Annotated in this window: 21 protein-coding genes and 1 pseudogene; 17 read left to right on the top strand and 5 right to left on the bottom strand. The window is 66.3% G+C overall.

Features of this window, described 5'->3' with window-relative positions; translation table 11 throughout:
- Positions 1-5: 5 nt before the first annotated feature.
- The 6 genes from AC1RPL_RS03755 to AC1RPL_RS03730 all read left to right on the top strand — a co-directional run bounded on the left by AC1RPL_RS03755 (position 6) and on the right by AC1RPL_RS03730 (position 3,641).
- Positions 6-482, top strand: a complete 477-nt coding sequence (locus AC1RPL_RS03755; RefSeq protein WP_493067911.1) for a peroxiredoxin — start codon at positions 6-8, stop codon at positions 480-482.
- Positions 479-811, top strand: coding sequence for a hypothetical protein (locus AC1RPL_RS03750; protein ID WP_493067910.1), 333 nt, complete (start codon positions 479-481; stop codon positions 809-811). The genes AC1RPL_RS03755 and AC1RPL_RS03750 overlap by 4 nt, the downstream gene beginning before the upstream one ends.
- A complete protein-coding gene (locus AC1RPL_RS03745) occupies positions 811-1,611 on the top strand; it encodes a ferritin-like domain-containing protein (protein ID WP_493067909.1) in 801 nt (266 codons plus the stop codon). The genes AC1RPL_RS03750 and AC1RPL_RS03745 overlap by 1 nt, the downstream gene beginning before the upstream one ends.
- A 121-nt stretch (positions 1,612-1,732) precedes the next feature.
- The gene (locus AC1RPL_RS03740; protein WP_493067908.1) at positions 1,733-2,923 is read left to right on the top strand and encodes a M23 family metallopeptidase; all 1,191 of its coding nucleotides are present in this window, start codon (positions 1,733-1,735) and stop codon (positions 2,921-2,923) included.
- 79 nt (positions 2,924-3,002) lie between these two features.
- Positions 3,003-3,125, top strand: coding sequence for a hypothetical protein (locus AC1RPL_RS03735; protein WP_493067907.1), 123 nt, complete (start codon positions 3,003-3,005; stop codon positions 3,123-3,125).
- Between the two features lie 48 nt (positions 3,126-3,173).
- The gene (locus AC1RPL_RS03730) at positions 3,174-3,641 is read left to right on the top strand and encodes a GNAT family N-acetyltransferase (RefSeq protein WP_493067906.1); all 468 of its coding nucleotides are present in this window, start codon (positions 3,174-3,176) and stop codon (positions 3,639-3,641) included.
- Positions 3,642-3,686: 45 nt separating this feature from the next.
- On the opposite strand, the gene AC1RPL_RS03725 is transcribed toward AC1RPL_RS03730, so the two are convergent.
- Positions 3,687-4,631, bottom strand: coding sequence for a quinone oxidoreductase family protein (locus AC1RPL_RS03725; protein ID WP_493067905.1), 945 nt, complete (start codon positions 4,629-4,631; stop codon positions 3,687-3,689).
- A 110-nt stretch (positions 4,632-4,741) separates the two neighbouring features.
- On the opposite strand from AC1RPL_RS03725, the gene AC1RPL_RS03720 reads away from it, so the two are divergent.
- The 5 genes from AC1RPL_RS03720 (at position 4,742) to AC1RPL_RS03700 (ending at position 7,183) form a co-directional block, all read left to right on the top strand.
- Positions 4,742-5,179 carry a MarR family winged helix-turn-helix transcriptional regulator gene (locus AC1RPL_RS03720; RefSeq protein WP_493067904.1) on the top strand — a complete coding sequence of 146 codons (438 nt, stop codon included), beginning with the start codon at positions 4,742-4,744 and terminating at the stop codon, positions 5,177-5,179.
- A 39-nt stretch (positions 5,180-5,218) separates the two neighbouring features.
- On the top strand, positions 5,219-5,560 hold the full coding sequence (erpA, locus tag AC1RPL_RS03715; RefSeq protein WP_493067903.1) for an iron-sulfur cluster insertion protein ErpA: 342 nt from the start codon (positions 5,219-5,221) through the stop codon (positions 5,558-5,560).
- Between the two features lie 11 nt (positions 5,561-5,571).
- Positions 5,572-6,345: an exodeoxyribonuclease III gene (xth, locus tag AC1RPL_RS03710; protein WP_493067902.1), complete on the top strand. Its 774-nt coding sequence runs from the start codon at positions 5,572-5,574 to the stop codon at positions 6,343-6,345.
- Between the two features lie 224 nt (positions 6,346-6,569).
- Entirely contained in the window at positions 6,570-6,839 is a 270-nt protein-coding gene (locus tag AC1RPL_RS03705) for a hypothetical protein (RefSeq protein WP_493067901.1), read from the top strand.
- 77 nt (positions 6,840-6,916) lie between these two features.
- On the top strand, positions 6,917-7,183 hold the full coding sequence (locus AC1RPL_RS03700) for a hypothetical protein (RefSeq protein ID WP_493067900.1): 267 nt from the start codon (positions 6,917-6,919) through the stop codon (positions 7,181-7,183).
- A 132-nt stretch (positions 7,184-7,315) separates the two neighbouring features.
- On the opposite strand, the gene AC1RPL_RS03695 is transcribed toward AC1RPL_RS03700, so the two are convergent.
- Complete coding sequence (locus tag AC1RPL_RS03695; RefSeq protein ID WP_493067899.1) at positions 7,316-8,473, bottom strand: GNAT family protein; 1,158 nt, start codon at positions 8,471-8,473, stop codon at positions 7,316-7,318.
- A 152-nt stretch (positions 8,474-8,625) separates the two neighbouring features.
- On the opposite strand from AC1RPL_RS03695, the gene AC1RPL_RS03690 reads away from it, so the two are divergent.
- Together AC1RPL_RS03690 and AC1RPL_RS03685 are read left to right on the top strand one after the other, a co-directional pair.
- The gene (locus tag AC1RPL_RS03690) at positions 8,626-9,729 is read left to right on the top strand and encodes a fatty acid desaturase family protein (protein ID WP_493069076.1); all 1,104 of its coding nucleotides are present in this window, start codon (positions 8,626-8,628) and stop codon (positions 9,727-9,729) included.
- A gap of 125 nt (positions 9,730-9,854) precedes the next feature.
- Positions 9,855-10,252 (top strand): annotated as a pseudogene (locus tag AC1RPL_RS03685) (endonuclease domain-containing protein).
- A 4-nt stretch (positions 10,253-10,256) separates the two neighbouring features.
- On the opposite strand, the gene lptG reads toward AC1RPL_RS03685, so the two are convergent.
- The 3 genes from lptG to AC1RPL_RS03670 form a co-directional block, all read right to left on the bottom strand.
- Positions 10,257-11,348, bottom strand: a complete 1,092-nt coding sequence (gene lptG / locus AC1RPL_RS03680) for an LPS export ABC transporter permease LptG (RefSeq protein WP_493069075.1) — start codon at positions 11,346-11,348, stop codon at positions 10,257-10,259.
- Positions 11,348-12,562 carry an LPS export ABC transporter permease LptF gene (gene lptF, locus AC1RPL_RS03675; RefSeq protein ID WP_493067898.1) on the bottom strand — a complete coding sequence of 405 codons (1,215 nt, stop codon included), beginning with the start codon at positions 12,560-12,562 and terminating at the stop codon, positions 11,348-11,350. Before lptF ends, lptG begins: the two co-directional genes overlap by 1 nt.
- Before the next feature lie 112 nt (positions 12,563-12,674).
- The gene (locus AC1RPL_RS03670; RefSeq protein ID WP_493067897.1) at positions 12,675-13,325 is read right to left on the bottom strand and encodes a hypothetical protein; all 651 of its coding nucleotides are present in this window, start codon (positions 13,323-13,325) and stop codon (positions 12,675-12,677) included.
- A gap of 105 nt (positions 13,326-13,430) precedes the next feature.
- Here AC1RPL_RS03670 and obgE point away from each other — a divergent pair, with 105 nt between their 5' ends.
- From obgE to AC1RPL_RS03650, 4 genes are read left to right on the top strand one after another with little or no spacing between them, the layout of a single operon-like run.
- Positions 13,431-14,480, top strand: coding sequence for a GTPase ObgE (gene obgE / locus AC1RPL_RS03665; protein ID WP_493067896.1), 1,050 nt, complete (start codon positions 13,431-13,433; stop codon positions 14,478-14,480).
- Positions 14,481-14,521: 41 nt separating this feature from the next.
- Positions 14,522-15,079, top strand: a complete 558-nt coding sequence (locus AC1RPL_RS03660; protein ID WP_493067895.1) for a Uma2 family endonuclease — start codon at positions 14,522-14,524, stop codon at positions 15,077-15,079.
- A gap of 35 nt (positions 15,080-15,114) precedes the next feature.
- Entirely contained in the window at positions 15,115-16,221 is a 1,107-nt protein-coding gene (proB, locus tag AC1RPL_RS03655; protein WP_493067894.1) for a glutamate 5-kinase, read from the top strand.
- Entirely contained in the window at positions 16,218-17,123 is a 906-nt protein-coding gene (locus AC1RPL_RS03650) for an NAD-dependent epimerase/dehydratase family protein (RefSeq protein WP_493067893.1), read from the top strand. Before proB ends, AC1RPL_RS03650 begins: the two co-directional genes overlap by 4 nt.
- Positions 17,124-17,140 lie beyond the last annotated feature (17 nt).

The raw sequence follows: 17,140 nt of genomic DNA, 5'->3' as shown, positions 1-17,140 counted from the left end.
AGCAGATGGCAATCGAGGAAGGCGACAAGATCCCCGCGGTCAGTCTCGACGGGACCGAAGGCGAGGCGATCGCGCTGGCGGACAAGATCGGAAAGCCCTTCGTCCTCTATTTCTATCCGAAGGACGACACGTCGGGCTGCACCCGCGAGGCGCAGGATTTCTCGGCGCTGCTGCCCGAGTTCGCCGCGCTCGGTGCCGAGGTGGTCGGCGTCTCCAAGGATCCGCCGATCAAGCACCAGAAGTTCATCAACAAATACGACCTGACCGTGCCGCTCGCCACCGATACCTCGGGCGCGGCGATGGAGCAGTTCGGCGTGTGGGTGGAGAAGCAGCTCTACGGCAAGCGCTATATGGGCATCGACCGCTCGACCTTCCTGTTCGACGAGGAAGGCACGCTGTTCCGCGCCTGGCGCCGCGTGCGCGTGCCCGGCCATGCAGTGGACGTGCTCGAATCGATCAAGGAAATGCAGGCTCGGCGATGAAGCGTTTCCTCGCCCTGATCGCATTGTTGGCCGCTCCGGTTGCCGCGCACGCGCAGAAGCTCCCACCGATCCCGGCCAGCCTGCAGGATACCGCGGCGATGGTCTGCGCGAAGATCGATGTGGCGGGTAACGTCGATGCCTTTGTGCTCGATTCGACCGGCGACACGGCGCGGGATGCCACCGTGGTCGCCTGGGTCCGCCAGTTGCACTGGCCCAAGGCGAAGCGCGGCGAGGGCGGGCGCGACAATTGGTTCCCCATGCCGCTGCAATTTGGCAACGCCGCCCCGCCGCCGATGCCGGCAAGCTGCGCGCCGCCCGCAAAGCCCTGATGGCCGAGCGCAGCATCGCCCAGGCCTGCCGCGCGGTGCTCGGCGCCGCAGCGCCGGCCGAAAAGGTAAAGGCAGCCCGCGCCGCCGCGCGCGACTGGCGGCGGGGCCGGCTCGCGTTCGAATTCGATGTCTCGATGCCCGACAGGCCGGCGCGTCCCGACCAGCCCGAGCTACTGGCGCCCACGCGCATGCCGCGGCGCGGCAAGGGCGGCTCCGAGCGCGGCCGCATCGCACTGATCCATGCGATCGCGCATATCGAGTTCTCCGCGATCGACTTGGCCTTCGACATGGTCGGCCGCTTCGGCGGCCAGTTCCCCCGCAGCTTCACCGACGACTGGATGCATGTCGGCGCGGACGAGGCGATGCATTTCGCCTTGCTCGATCGGCGGCTGAAGACGCTCGGCAGCTTCTACGGCGCGATGCCTGCGCATGACGGATTATGGGACGCTGCCGCCGAGACCTCGCACGATGCACTCGCGCGGCTGGCCGTGGTGCCGATGGTGCTGGAGGCGCGCGGACTGGACGTCACGCCGGCGATGATCGAGCGGTTTTCATCGATAGATGATATAGTTACACGCAGCATCCTCATGCGCATTCTCAACGACGAGATCCGCCATGTTAGGTCCGGAACGGTGTGGTTCGAATCGGCCTGTCGCGAAAAGGGACTTGCCCCCGAAACGACCTGGCAGGCCCTGGTGACGCGCTACTTCCACGGGGTGATTAAGCCACCGTTCAACGACTCGGCGCGCAGTTCAGCCGGTTTGTCCCGACATTATTACCAAGCCCTTGCCGTGGAGTGATCCCTCGGGTCACAAGCCACCGTCCAGAGGCGGAGGGGCTGCTTGCTGAGACACGGGATAATTGAAGTACGGCAACCGGGTCGCTTTTCGGTGCTTGCTTCCATGAACTGGCCGGGGACTCATGGCTAAGGCGTCGAACAACAAAACGGTTACGCTGGGACGACGGTTCCGTGCTTTTTTCACCACCCGTGATTTTATCTTCCATGACGGTCGCGATCTGAAGCGCTTCAGCATCGCCGGGCGCACCCAGGCGCTGCTCGCCGGCGTGGCGGGGGTCACCGTGGTGTTCTCGGCGTACGGCGTGGCCCAGGCTGCCGTCGGCGCGATCGCGATCAGCGGCGTGGCCAGCACGCCTTCGTCGCCCGAGGCGCAGGTCGCCCAGATGCGCGATCAGGTCGAGAAGATGCAGGCCGACGTCACTGCCGCCAAGGAGGCAGCCCGCCTCCAGGCCGCGCGCGTCGAACAGCATCAGGCGCTGATCAGCGCGACCTTCACCGGCAAGGGCGACCGCGCCGTGATCGAACAGCCGCTGCCGAACGCTTCCGGCCGCACCAGCGCCGTTGCCAACGAAGTGCTCGCACCCCTCAAGCAGGTCGAGGCCCGCCAGGTCGCGATGGCCGGCAAGGCCCGCGCCGCCGGCGAAGCCCGCTACAACCAGACCGCCGGCGAACTCCGCCGCCTGGGCCTTTCGCCCGAGCGCTATGTGAGCGTGCCGGCGATGGGCGGCCCCTATGAGCCGATCGACAACGACAATGCGAACGGCAGCGATGCCTCGGCCGAAGCCGCCGATGCCCAGTTCCGCGCGCTGTTCGTCACCTGGAAGAAGCTCGACATGCTCGAGCAGACGGTGATCTCGGTCCCGTCGATGCAGCCGGTCGACAAGCTGACCTTCACCTCGCAATACGGCGTCCGCTCGGATCCGTTCCGCGGCACCGCGGCGATGCACGCCGGCGTCGACATCCCCGGCGCGCTCGGCACGCCGATCTATGCGACCGCCGACGGTATCATCAGCCATGCCGGCCGCCAGGGCGGTTATGGCAACCTCGTCCAGATCAACCATGGCCGCGGCATCGAGACGCGTTATGGCCACCTCTCGAAGATCCTCGTTGCCGACAACACCCGCGTGAAGCGCGGCCAGCTGATCGGCCTGATGGGCTCGACCGGCCGTTCGACCGGCAGCCACCTCCATTATGAGGTGCGCGTCGACGGCAAGGCGGTGAACCCGATCCCGTTCCTGCAGACCGGCGAGTATCTCGTCGCGGTGCAGGATCGCGTCCAGGGCGGCGTCGGCGGCCCGGCGACCAGCAAGTAAGCTTTTCCGAGGTAGGAGAGGAGAGGGGCTGCCCGCGAAGGCGGCCCCCTTTCTTTTGGAGCGCCTCGGCGATAAGCCCATGACGCGCGCAGCCATTCCCGGCCGCGTGCCCAGGAGAACGCCTTTGCTCACCGTCCGCTTCCGACCGCTGCTGCGGCCGAGCGTTGACGTGCGCGAAGCGCGCGCGATCCCGATCGGCTGAAGCGGATCCGGCGCCTATGCCGCGCCGCCCTTCATTCGAAAGACACCAATGATCGTAGAGATGAATAGCGAGGATTTTGCCTCGCTGCTGCTCGGCCGCGCGCCGAGAAACCACGCCCTCGCCGACACGCCGGTCGCCGCGCCCGAGATCCTCCGGATGCTGGCCGATCTCGCGGCGCGCATATCGCAGGACTTCGTCCCGGCATCCTGGCTGATCGTCGAGCAAGGCGAACTGGTGGGCCTGTGCTCGGTCACGCGGACGCCCACGGAAGGCGTGATCGACATCGGCTATGGCATCGCCCCGAGCCGGCGAGGCCAAGGCTTTGCCGGCCGGGCAGTGCGCACCATCGTCGCCTGGGCGCGCGAGGACCCGCGTGTGCAGGCGATCACAGCCGAGACCAGCACGGAGAACCTTGCCTCGCAGCGTGTCCTCGCCAAGGCAGGTTTCACGCAGCTGGGCATGCGTATCGACGAGGAGGATGGACCGCTTCTCTGCTGGAGATGCGCGACGAACTAGACCCAATTCCGCCGGAGCGGGTTGTTCGCCCGCTCCGGCCACGCGCTATACAGTGAGCACGATACGCGCGCCGCCCTCCAATGCCCAAGCCTGCTCCACCTCCGCCAGTGGCACCGCGCGCGCCGGAATGCCGAAGCCGTCGCTCGCCGCCGCCTGCAGCATGCCCCCGATCGCCGCGACCAGCCGCTCCAGCGGGATGCTGCCGAGGCCACTGCCCATCAGTTCTATCGCCGAAGCGCGCAGCACTGCACCCGGTAGCGCGATTTCGCCGCCGCTCACCGAACCGACCTGGACGAAACGGACCGGCACCGCGTCCAGCCCAGCCTTGGCGCCAGCGATCAGCAGCCGTTCGGCGCTCGACCCCCAGAGATAGTCGATCACCACGTCGATGCCCTGCGCGAATGCTGCCTTGAACTGCATCTCGAGCGCATCGAGGTCGTCGCCCAATATTATGGTTGCATCGGCGCCCAGGGCCGCAAGCGCCGCCGCGTTGCGCCCGGTCGCGATCACCCGCGCCGCGCCGAGATGCCGCGCGACATGCACCGCCAGCTGGCCCGCCGCGCCGGTTGCGCCGTTGACCAGAACCGTCTCGCCGCGCTGCAGCCGTGCCCGCTCGGTCAGCGCCGCGAAGGAGGACATGCCCGGGTTGATCAGCGCCGCCGCGGTCACGTCGTCGAGCGCGTCGGGCAGCGGAACGATGTGCGATACCGGCACTGCCACCCGCTCGGCCATGCTGCCGAACGGCGAGCGGGGCAAGGCGAAGGCGACCCGGCGCCCGTCGTCGAGCTTGCCGACACCGTCCACGCCCGCCACGAAGGGGAAGGCACCGCCGCTACTGTAATGCGTTCCCGCCGCCCGCCCGCGCACCAGCGGGCTGATCGCCGCCGCGGCGACATGGACGATAGCCTCGCCCGCGCCTGCCACCGGTTCTTCGAAATCACCATAGGCCGGCGCGTTCTGCCCGGCCTGGGTCACCATCGCTGCCTTCATCGCCTGTTCCCTTCGACACGAATATGTGTATTATGCACATATATTGGAAAGGGTATCGAGTGCCGTCAAGCAATAATGTGCAAAATACACATATATCCTCGCAACTGGCGGTGCTGCACAGCGCCCTGCTAGACATTCTCTCGGTGATGAACCGCCCGCAGCGCGATGCGCTGCTGATCCGGGCAGCTGGTATCAAGCTCGATCGCGCGCTGTTCCCGCTGCTCGTCGGGATCGAGCGCTTCGGCCCGATCGGCGTGGTCGAGGCAGCGGACCGGCTGGGGAGGGACTATACCACCGTCAGCCGCCAGGTCGCCAAGCTCGAGAGCCTCGGCCTGGTCGAGCGCCGCGCCGGCGCTACCGACAAGCGTGTGCGTGAGGCGGTGGCGACACCCGCGGGCAAGGCGATGACCGACCGTATCGACGTCGCGCGCGAACGCATCCTGGGCGGTGTGTTCGCGGATTGGAGCACGGAGGAACTTGACGCGTTCACCCGGCTCACGCGCCGTTTCGCCGATGCGATCCGCGGAGAGCCGGCGGACGGCGCCTGACGCATTGCCACCCGCCGCCCGCGCCACTATCTCCACCCCATGGCAACGCTCACCCAGTCCGAGATCGGCTTTACCCCCGCCGCCGCCGCGCGCGTCGCGGCGATTGCGGCCAAGCAGGGCAAGCCGGCGATCCTGCGCCTCTCGGTCGAGGGCGGTGGCTGTTCGGGCTTCCAGTACAAGTTCGGCTTTGCGGACGCAGTGGAAGGCGACGACACAGTCGCCGAGCAGGACGGCGCGCGGCTGGTGGTCGATTCGATCAGCCTCGATCTCGTCCGCGGCGCCAGCGTCGATTATATCGACAATCTCGGCGGGGCGCATTTCGCGGTGACCAACCCCAATGCCGCCTCGGGCTGCGGCTGCGGCACCAGCTTCTCCGTCTAGAGCGAACCGCCTTGCCCAAGATCGTCACTTACAATGTCAACGGCATCAAGGCGCGCATGGAGCGCCTGCTGGAGTATCTCGCCGAGGAGCAGCCCGATGTGGTCTGCCTCCAGGAGCTGAAGGGCGCCGACGAGACGCTGCCGGTGAAGGACATCGAGGCGGCCGGCTATGGCGCCGTCTGGCACGGGCAGAAGGGCTTCAACGGCGTCGCGGTGCTCGCCAAGGGCCAGCAGCCGGTGGAGCGCCAGCGCGGCCTGGCCGGCGATCCTGAAGATGCGCACAGCCGCTATCTTGAGGCCGAGATCGGCGACCTGATCGTCGCGTCGATCTATCTGCCCAACGGCAATCCGCAGCCCGGCCCCAAGTTCGACTACAAGCTGAAATGGATGGAGCGCCTCGCCGACCGCGCCCAGGCGCTGCTCGCCGAGGAGCGGCCGGTGGTGCTCGCCGGCGACTATAACGTCATCCCCAATGACGACGACACCTTCTCGGTCCGCGCGATGGCCAGCGACGCGCTGATGCAGCCCGAGAGCCGCGAGCGCTATCGCGCGCTGCTCGCGCAGGGTTGGACCGATTCGCTGCGCACCCGCTTCCCGAGCGGCGGCATCTGGACCTTCTGGGATTACCAGGCCGGCGCCTGGCAGCGCGACGCGGGATTCCGCATCGATCACCTGCTGCTGAGCCCGATCGCCGCCGACCGTTTCCTGGGCGCCGGCGTCGACAAGCCCCATCGCGGCCGCGAAAAGGCCAGCGATCACGCTCCCACCTGGGTTTCCCTCCGCTAGATCCTGACCGGTTCCGGACACTCGCAGTGTCCGTTTTCGGACGGCCGTTCCGCCTGCGCACCAACATTTGGTGTGTATTGCCGTGTTATGGCACGTCATCACTGTGTCATAATGCGCTAAGTCATTGAATTCCCGTAACTACCGAAACTGGCACGCCGATTGCGAAGCAGGAGGCAACAGGCGGAATGAGCGCCTGTCCTGTCCGAGTTAGAGGAGTTTAGGATATGAACAGCAAGCCCATCCAGTCCGCGTTCCTGGCCGCTGCAGCCGCCACCATGCTGGTCGCCGGCGCCGTCTCGCCCGCCATGGCGCGCGCCAATGATCCGGCGAAGGAAGCCAAGGCCAAGCAGGACGACCAGGCCGACAAGGCAGCGCAGAAGAAGTATTGCGTCCAGCAGGGCGCGACCACCGGCACGCTGATGCCCAAGCGCGAGTGCCACACCCGCGCCGAGTGGATCGCCCGCTTCAACTACGATCCCGCCAAGAAGAACTGATCCCAGCTGCGGCGGCGAACGGCGGCATCCCCCAGTTCGCCGCGACGCGCTCCGTCCTCCCAAGGAGTCCCCCCGCCATGAACCGCAAGACCCTGTTTTCCGCCGCTGCCGCCCTGCTGGCCGGTGTCACGCTCGCCGCCGGTGCCGTCTCCCCCGCCGCCGCTGTCGTGAATGACCCAGCCAAGCCCAGGCAGGAGCAGCAGTCGCCGAAGGCCGACAGCCGCAAATACTGCATCGACACCGAGATCACCGGAACGCGGGTGCCCAAGCGGGTATGCCGCACCCGTGCAGATTGGCTCAATGAGGGCGTGGACCCCCTCGAGTTGATGAAGCAGGCGCGCTGAAAGCCCAGGGAGGGCGCCCGTGGCGGCTTGTAAGCGTTCGCCGCCGCGGGTGTTTTCCCCCGGTTCCCTAGGCCGGCACCGGCCTGCTCCCATTGCAACCGGGAGCAGGCCGGTCGTGGCCGTGCAGAAGCCTCAGAGCGGCTTCTGGTAGATCACATATTCGCGGTTGATCTTCGATTCGATCGCATCGGCGATGGCGTTCATGCCCTGATTGTCGTCCAGGACCCAGCCGATCTCGCCGCGCGTCGCGCCATAATTGGCCACTGCCGCGCGGCGGATATATTCGATCATCATGAAGGCCAGCTGGCTCGCCATCCGCGACGACTGCAGCCGCTTGACCACGCCCATCAGCGGCACGCGCATCGTCCGCGCCTTGGGCTTGTGCAGCCACCAGAGCAGCTTGGCCCAGCCGAAGGGGAGGAGCGAGCCGTTCAGCGGCTTCACCGCTTCGTTGAGATCGGGCAGGGTGACCATGAACGCCACCGGCTCCCCCTCGAGCTCGGCGATCATGATCAGGTCCTCGAACACCAGCGGCTTCAGTTTCTTGCCGACATCGTCGATCTCGGGCTGGGTCAGCGGCACGAAGCCCCAATTGTCCGACCATGCATCGTTGAGGATCGCCAGGATGATCGCGGCTTCCTCGGCGAATTTCGACTTGTCGACCTTGCGGATGTGGATCTTGGGGTTCTTCTCGCCATTCGCGACGATGCGGTTGATCAGCGGCGGGAAGCCGGTGTCGACGCGCAGGTCATAGGTGAGCAGCTTCTTGGCTTCCTTGTAGCCGGCCGCCTCGATCCACTTCTGGTAATGCGCCGGGTGGTGGCCCATCAGCACGGTGGGCGAGTGGTCATGCCCCTTCACCAGCAGGCCGGGCTCTTCCCAGATCGACAGGCTGACCGGGCCGAGGGCCTTGGTCATGCCCTTGCCGCGCAGCCAGTCCTCGGCGGTGTTGATCAGCGCCTTGGCCGCATTCTCGTCCGCGGCGTCGAAAAAGCCCCAGAAGCCGGTGCCCGGGCCGAAACCCTGCTCGGCGGGCATCTCGAGCGCCAGCCGGTCGATATGCGCCGAGATGCGGCCCACCGCCTTGCCGTCGCGCTCGGCGAGGAAATATTGCGCTTCGGCATGGCTGAACCAGCCATTCTTCTTCGGGCTGATCGTCGAGGCGACTTCATCGCGCAGCGGCGGCACCCAGTGCGGGTCGCCGGAATTGAGCGTGTAGGCGACCTCGATAAAGGCCTTGGTGTCGCGCTTGGTCGTGACGGGACGGATGCTGAGCGGGCCGCTGGGCAAGGGGTAAGCCCTTTCTTGGGTTTGATTCAGCGCAATGCAGTCCTTCGCCGAACGTCCAGTGTCAAGCACGGCATTGCGGCGAGTGAGGTGCCTCCTCCTAACCCCTGGAATGCCACCATAAAGCCACTATCTCTCGCCAAATGGCAGACATCATGACGAAATCGCTTGCCCTGAATATCCACGACGCAGAGCCGGAAACGGCCACGACATCGGCGCGTATCAAGCTTTCCGGCGTGCCCGACGACCGCGCGATGCTGCGCGCCGCGGCCGAACTGACGCGCGACCTGCACACCCCCAATCCGCGCATCTACTGGACGGACATGCTGCTCTCGGCCGGTATCGGCTATGGCGCGCTTGCCACGGCCATCTTCGTGCCGAGCGTGCCGCTGGCGTTGCTCGCCGGTGTGGTGGCGGTGCTCGCGCTCTATCGCGCCAGCCTGTTCATCCACGAGCTGACCCATCTCAAGCACTCGCTGCTGCCGAACTTCCGCCTCGCCTGGAACGTGCTGGTCGGCGTGCCGCTGCTGCTGCCTTCGTTCATGTACGAGGGCGTGCACACCATGCACCATGCCCGCACGCGCTATGGCACGCTCGAGGATCCCGAATATCTGCCGCTCGCGCTGATGAAGCCGTGGACGTTGCCGATGTTCCTGCTCGTCTCGCTGCTGCTGCCGGTGGCGATGCTGATCCGCTTCGGCGTGCTCACGCCACTCTCGCTGGTGATCCCGAAGCTGCGTCGCCTCGTCGTCGCCAAATATTCGGGCCTGCAGATCAACCCCAAGTTCGAGCGCCGCGCGCCCGAGGGCGAGTTCCGCACCCAATGGTATTGGCAGGAAGCCGGCGCCAGCATCTTTTCGATCGCGCTGCTCGCTGCGGTCGCGACGGGGCTGGTCCCGCTGCGCGCCTTCGGCATCTATCTCGCGGTCGTCGCCGGTGCGGCGGTGATCAACCAGGTCCGCACCCTCGTCGCGCATCTCTGGGAGAATGACGGCGAGCCGCTGACCGTGACGGCGCAGTATCTCGACAGCGTCAACGTGCCGACGCCGGGCTTCCTCGCCTATCTCTGGGCGCCGATCGGGCTGCGTTACCACGCGCTGCACCATCTGCTGCCGAGCCTGCCCTATCACGCGCTCGACGAAGCGCACCGCCGCATCGCCGGCGCACTCGAAGAGGCGTCGTCCTATCACAAGGCGAATTATCCCTCGCTGCACGGGCTGATGCACCGCCTTGCCCGCAGCACGATGGGCGCCCGCTGAACTTCCCGCGGGAGGGAAACGGAAAGGCCGGGCAGCGATGCCCGGCTTTTTTTAGACTCCCCTCCCTGGAAGGGAGGGGGTGGGGATGGGTTGCTCTCCACGCGCCGCAGGGCCAGTTTCTTGCAATGCCCCGCGTGCCGCCCAAAATGACCGAACGCGCCCGCGCGTTGCGCAATAATCCTACTGAGGCTGAGAAGCTTGTTTGGCAGCGGGTCTCGGTCTTCCGACCACGCTTCACCCGTGAGCACCGGGTAGGTACCTATTTCCTCGATATCGCCTGCCGCAGCGTAAAGCTCGCTATCGAACTCGACGGCAGCACATCGATTCAGCGTATGACACCAAGCATACGGCTTTCCTGGAATCGCTGGGCTGGAAAGTAGTACGTTTCTGGAATTCGGAGGTGACGGCCAATCCCGATGGCGTGGCCCAGGCTATACTCGCGGAAGTCGAGGCCCGTGGCAGGCCGACCCACCGCCGACCCCTCCCTTCCAGGGAGGGGAGAAGAAGAGGAATACAGGCGTAGCCCGCTACTCCTCCGTCCGCAGAAGCACCGCTTCGCCGATCATCAGGAACAGCAGGAACGGCGCCCAGGCGGCGAGGAAGGGCGGGTAGGCGCCGAGGTTGCCCATCGCCAGCGCGAAATTGTCGGCGACGAAGTACAGGAAGCCCAGCGCCATGCCGATCACCGCGCGGAGGAACAGCTTGCCCGATCGCGCCAGGCCGAAGCCGGCGACCGCGCCGAGCAGCGGCATCAGGATCGCGGAGAGCGGTCCCGAGAGCTTGTGCCATAGCGATCCTTCCAGCGCGTCGGTCTGGCGGCCGGCGACCTTCAGGTCGCCGATCGCTTCGTTGAGCGCGAAGAACCCCATCGAATCGGCATCGACATGGGCGAGGGTGAACTGGTCCGGCCGGATATTATGGCCGATCACGATGTTGCCCACCTTGGTCTTCTGGCCGCTGGCGACGACGAAACGCTCGGCATTGTCCACGCGCCAGCCATCGCCGTCGCGCACGCCGTGCGGCGCGGTCAGGATGCCCACCAGCGAGCGGTTCTGCCGCTCGTACACGGTGATGCCATAGAGCTGCGCGGCCTCGCCGCGTCCGCGGACCTGCTGCACCTGGATCAGGTTGTTGTCGCCCTTCACCCACACATTGCTGCGATCGCCGCGATCGATGGGCAGCGGCGCATAGGATATTTTCTTCCACTGCTCGAGCGTCGCGGTGGAGCGGGTCACGATCCGGTCGTTGAACATGAAGGAGATTCCGGCGACGGCGACACCGGTCAGCAGCAGCGGCGCCAGGATCTGGTGCGCGGAAAGGCCGGAGGCCTTCATCGCCGTCACTTCGCTGTTCTGGTTGAGCTGGAAAAGCGTCAGGATCGAGCCCAGCAGCACCGAATAGGGCAGGAAGGTCGCCGCGATCTGCGGCACGCGCAGGCCGACATAGCGCCAGATCTCCGCATCGCCGTTTCCGGCATGGGCGAGGACCGCGCCGCTCTCGGTGAGCAGGTCGAGCGACTGGAGGATCAGCACCAGCGCTCCAAGGATGGAGAAGGTGCGCACCAGGAACATCTTGGCCATGTAGAGCGACATGGTCCGCGACGGGAAGAAGGAGCTCATCATGCGGCGGCCTCGTCGATCTGGCGCCGCTTGCGGCGGCGGCCCGGCACGAAGCGCAGGATCGCCTTGGTGAGCTTGGAGAAGACCTTCTCGAGCGCGCCGATCGGCTGGGCGCCGGGCACATAGGCGATCTGGTAATACATCCAGATCACCAGCGCGGCGAACAGCGCGAAGGGTCCCCATAGCGCGACGATGGGATCGATGCTTCCGCCGCTGCCGAACGACTGACCGAACTCGTTGATCTTGTGATAGGTCACGATCATCACGATCGACAGGAATATGCCCAGCGCCGAGGTCGAGCGCTTGGGCGGCACGCCCAGCGCCACCGCGAGCAGGGGCAGCAGGAACATCGACGCGACTTCGGCGAGGCGGAAGTGGAACGCCGCACGGCTGGTCTCGCGATCCTCCTCGCTCGATTGCGGATTGCGGCCGATCACCGCCAGCTCGGGCAAGGTGCGTTCGATATTCTTGCCGCCCCGGGTGCGGAACTGCTCGTATTTGGGCAGCGGGATCGGCAGATTATGCGTGGTGAAGGTCAGCACCCGCGGCACCGGCGAGCCCTTGTCCTGATGGACGAGCGTGCCGTTGCTCAGGCGGAAGATGATCACGTCCGGATCGTCGGAGCGCAGGAACTGGCCGCTTTCCGCCGTCACCGCCACCGGCGTGCCGTCCTTGGTCATCATTTGCACGAAGATGCCCGAAAGCTTGCGGCCCTCGTCCTTGCTCTCCTCGATGCGCAGCGTCATCTTCGCGCCGAAGCTGGTGAACTCGCCCACCTTGATCGAGGCGCCGAGCGCGCCCGAGCGCAGCTCGAAGCGCAACTGCTCGTAATTATAGCGCGAGGTCGGCTGGATATAGCCGACGATCGCCAGGTTGAGCAGCGCCAGCGCGAAGGCGTACATGTACGGCACCTTGAGCAGGCGCGTGTAGCTCATCCCCACGCCGCGCAGCACATCGAGCTCGGACGAGGTGGCCAGCCGGCGGAAGGCGAGAAGGCAGCCCAGCATCAGACCGATCGGGATGCCCAGGCCGAGATATTCGGGGAGCAGATTGGCGAGCATGCGCCAGACGACGCTCACCGGACCGCCCTCGGTCGCGACAAACTCGAACAGGCGCAGCATGCGGTCGAGCACCAGCAGCATCGCCGAAATCAGCAATGTGGATATCAGGGGCACCGCGATCAGCCGCGCCATGTACCGATCGATCGAGTTCATCTGCGCGCGACGGTTGCCTTGATTGCTTCTCGCCGGCGCGTCTCGGCGCCGTCCCAATGAACCGAAAGCCTATACTCCCGGTTCCGTGCGGCGCCAGCAGGAAAGTTGCGCGTCAGTAACGCGGGCGCGGATTCCCGGGCGTCGCATCGGCGCCCTTGGGGTCCAGCCGGCCCTTGTCGGGATCGATCATCGGGGCCGCTGCGGCCGATTGCGCCGCATGCTGCCGCATCTGCTCGTTCTGCCGTTGCGCTTCGGCATAGCTGGCGTTGGCATGCAGCTGGCGATCGAAATCCATGAACCGCTCTGCCGAGCTGATCGCCTTGCCATTCTCGATCTGGACGATGAACTCGTCGAGCACCTGCGCCATCGCCTCGCGCACCTTGGGATTGTAATTGGCCATCGCCGCCTGGCCCTTGAAGTCGGCGTCGAACGAAAGCCTGGTCTTGCGGCCATTCTCCAACGGTTCGAAGCGCAGCTTGAAGTGGATCGCCTCGGCGCCGTCCTTGCGCACGCTATAGTCGATCTCCTTCGAATCGACGCTCGTCACATTGGGCAAGCTCATGCCCTTGCCGGGCGTGCTGCCCTGCGGGCCATAACCGGTCCAGCTGCCCCTCGACTGGTTGAACACCAGATCGAAGCCGCGCCACGTATCGTGCGGGCTGGCGTTTACCGTGCGGACGATGTCCGCGCCCTGCGATGCCGACATCGCATAATAGCCACCACCACACAGCAGCGCGGCACCGATAATCGCTTCACGGATCATTTGCCCCAATCCCCGCAATGATTTCCGACGGGATCGTCTCCCTCCGCGGTAAATAGTCCGTCACCATGGGGTGACGGATTTGCGACTCTCGCCTATGGGGCGGCGATGCATTTTCTAGACCAGGCCAAGATTTTCGTCCGTTCCGGCTCGGGCGGCCCCGGCGCCGTGAGCTTCCGGCGCGAGAAGTTCATCGAATATGGCGGCCCCGATGGCGGCAATGGCGGCAAGGGCGGCGACATCATCTTCGAAGCGGTCGCTGGCCTGAACACGCTGATCGACTTCCGCTACACCCAGCATTTCCGGGCGCAGCGCGGCCATGGCGGCTCCGGCTCCAACCGCACCGGCGCCGGCGGCGAGGATCTGGTCATCAAGGTGCCGATCGGCACCCAGGTGCTTGCCGATGACGAGGAGCGCACGCTGCTGCTCGATCTCACCAAGGAAGGCGAGCGTGTCGTCTTCCTGCGCGGCGGCGATGGCGGCCGCGGCAATGCCAGCTACAAGACCAGCACCAATCGCGCGCCGCGCCAGCACGGCACCGGCTGGCCGAACGAGGAAGCCTATGTCTGGCTGCGCCTCAAGCTGCTTGCGGACGCGGGCCTGGTCGGCCTTTCCAATGCCGGCAAGTCCACCTTCATCAACCAGGTGACCAACGCCCAGGCCAAGGTCGGCGCCTATGCCTTCACCACCACCCGGCCACAGCTGGGCGTGGTGCGCCACAAGATGAACGAGTTCGTCGTCGCGGACATTCCCGGCCTGATCGAGGGCGCTGCGGAAGGTGCCGGCATCGGCGATCGCTTCCTGGGCCATATCGAGCGCTGCCGCGTGCTGCTCCACCTGATCGACGCCAACGACCCGGACGTGGCCGAAAGCTACCGCATCGTCCGCGGCGAGCTTGAAAACTATGGCGCCGGCCTCACTGACAAGCCGGTGATCGTCGCGCTCAACAAGATCGATACGCTCGACGACGAACTGATCGCCGCGCTCTCCGCCGAGCTGGAAGAAGCGAGTGGCGGCCAGGTTATCCCGATCTCCGGCGCCAGCGGCGTCGGCGTCGACTGGGTGCTCGACCTGCTGCTCGAAGCGATCGGCGTCGATCACGCCAAGGTGGCCGAGGACGACGAGGGCGAAGAAGCGATCGAGTGGTCGCCGCTCTGAGGGCGCTTTCGGGATAGTCTGCAATCGCATATAGTCTGCAAATGGCAACGCAGGCTCATTATCCGTCGCTGACCGCGGTTGAGTTTTTCGAGATCGATTTCGGCGAGCACAAGGCCGAACTCGACAATGGCGTGATCCGGATGATGGCTGACGGTACCGCGCGGCACACCAAGGTTCAGCTGAATATCCAGATGGCGCTTGCACAGCGTCTCCGTGGATCGGGTTGCACGCCCTATGGCTCGGACATGGCGACGCGGACCCGAGATGTCTCGGTGCGTTATCCCGACGTCTCCGTATTTTGCGGGCGGGATGGGGCGAAGGACGACGACGCCAAGTTCTTCGACGATCCCAGAGTGATCTTCGAGATCCAGTCGGCTGGCACTGCCCGTACCGATCTTATGATCAAGCAGCCGGAATATCAGGCATTGCCGAGTGTCGACACGATCATATTCGTCGATATCGCCAGCGAGCGCCTGCGGATCGTTCAACGCACCGGCCCAAAGGGTTGGAGCGAGACAAGCTATGACGATCCGGTTGATCTCGAACTGCCCTCGCTCGATATCACCATTCCCCACAAGGAAATCTTCGCGCGCGGCTGATTGGCGGCGAGGGCGCTAGCCGCTAACGCGGCTTCATGTTGCTCTTCCCGCCCGCATCCTGCCCGCGCATCGTCGTCAAGATCGGTTCGGCCCTGCTGGTCGATCCGGACGGCAGCGTGCGTCGCGCCTGGCTGGAGGGCATCGCCGCCGACATCGCCGAACGGGCGCGCGCCGGGCAGCAGGTCGCGGTGGTCTCCTCGGGCGCGATCGCGCTGGGGGCCCGCCGGCTCAAGCTCGCCAAGGGCGGCCGCGCCAGCCTGGAAGATGCGCAGGCAGCCGCTGCCACCGGCCAGATCGAGCTGAGCCGCGTCTGGGCCGATGTGCTCGGGGCAAACGGCCTCACCGCCGCGCAGATGCTGGTCACGCTCGGCGACCTCGAGGATCGCCGCCGCTATCTCAACGCCGCCGCCACGCTCGACCGGCTGCTCGGGCTCGGCGTCGTGCCCGTGCTCAACGAGAATGACAGCGTCGCCACCGAGGAGATCCGCTTCGGCGACAATGACCGCCTCGCCGCGCGCGTCGCCCAGGCGGCGGGGGCAGGGGGCGTCGTGCTGCTCTCCGATGTCGACGGGCTCTACGACCGCAACCCCGCGCTGCCCGGCGCTGTCCATATCCCGCGCGTCGAGCGGATCGACGGAGGCATCGAGGACATGGCCGACAAGGGCTCGGCCTCGGGCATGGGCTCCGGCGGCATGGTCTCGAAGATCGCCGCGGCGCGCATCGCCAATGCCGCCGGCGCGCATCTCGCCATCGCCTCGGGCCGGATCGAGCACCCGCTCGCCACCGAGGCGCGGCACACCCTTTTCGTCGCGGAGAAGTCCGCACCTGCGCGCAAGGCCTGGCTGGCCGGCGGAATCACCGCGCACGGCACCATTCATGTCGACGAAGGTGCGGTCAAGGCGCTGAAACAGGGCAAAAGCCTGCTCGCCGCGGGAGCAAACCGTATCGAGGGGGGCTTCGCCCGCGGCGATCTGGTCGTGATCGCGGGCCCCGACGGCAAGCCGCTCGCCCGCGGCCTCGCGGAATATCCCAGCGAAGACGCCGCACGCATCCTCGGCCGTCGCAACGAGGACCAGGCCGACCTGCTCGGCTATGCCCCGCGCTCGACACTCGTGCACCGCAGCCATATGGCGCTGCTGTGAGTATCATTGCCCTTACCGGCGGCACCGGCTTTGTCGGCACCCGCCTGATCGCCCTCGCGGTTGAAGCCGGCCACCAGGTACGCGCCCTGACGCGCCGTCCCCAGGCCGAGCGCGATCGCATCGGCTGGATCCAGGGGGACCTGAACAATACCGAAGCGCTCGCCCGGCTCTGCGAAGGCGCCGACGCTGTCATCCACGTTGCCGGCGTGGTCAACGCGCCCGATCGCGCCGGCTTCGCCACCGGCAATATCGATGGCACCCGCAACATGCTGGAGGCCGCCAGGGCAAAGGGCGTGCGCCGCTTCGTCCACGTCTCCTCGCTCGCCGCGCGCGAGCCGGAACTCTCGGCCTATGGCTGGTCCAAGGCGGAAGGGGACAAGCTGGTCATGGCCTCGGGCCTCGACTGGGCAATGGTCCGCCCGCCCGCCATTTACGGCCCCGGCGACCTGGAGATGCTCGAGCTGTTCAAGCTCGCCAAGAAGGGGCTCGCGCTGATGCCGCGCGGCGGCCGCGTCTCGCTGCTCGAAGTGAGCGACCTCGGCCGCCTCCTGCTGGCGCTCGCCACCACCGATGGCTGCAACCAGATCCTCGACGCCGATGACGGCACGCCGAGCGGCTGGAGTCACAAGCAGTTCGCCGAGGCCATAGGTGCCGCGCTCGGCAAGCGCGTCGCCTCCTTCGCTCTGCCCCGCCCGCTACTGATGGCCGGCGCGCATCTCGATCGGCTGGTGCGCGGCAAGAACGCCAAGCTCACGCCCGACCGCGTCGCCTATTTCTGCCACGAGGATTGGGTGATCGATTCCACCCGGCGCCCGCCCGCCAATCTCTGGACGCCCCAGGTCGAAACCGATGCCGGCCTTGCGGCCACCGCCGCCTGGTATCGCCAGCAGGGCCTGCTCTAAACCCGCTGCGCCGCGGA

Source organism: Sphingomonas sp. GW821-FHT12D09 (genome assembly GCF_058807215.1).
The sequence above is the reverse complement of the archived record's forward strand: the minus strand, read 5'-3'. Positions and strand labels throughout refer to the sequence as shown.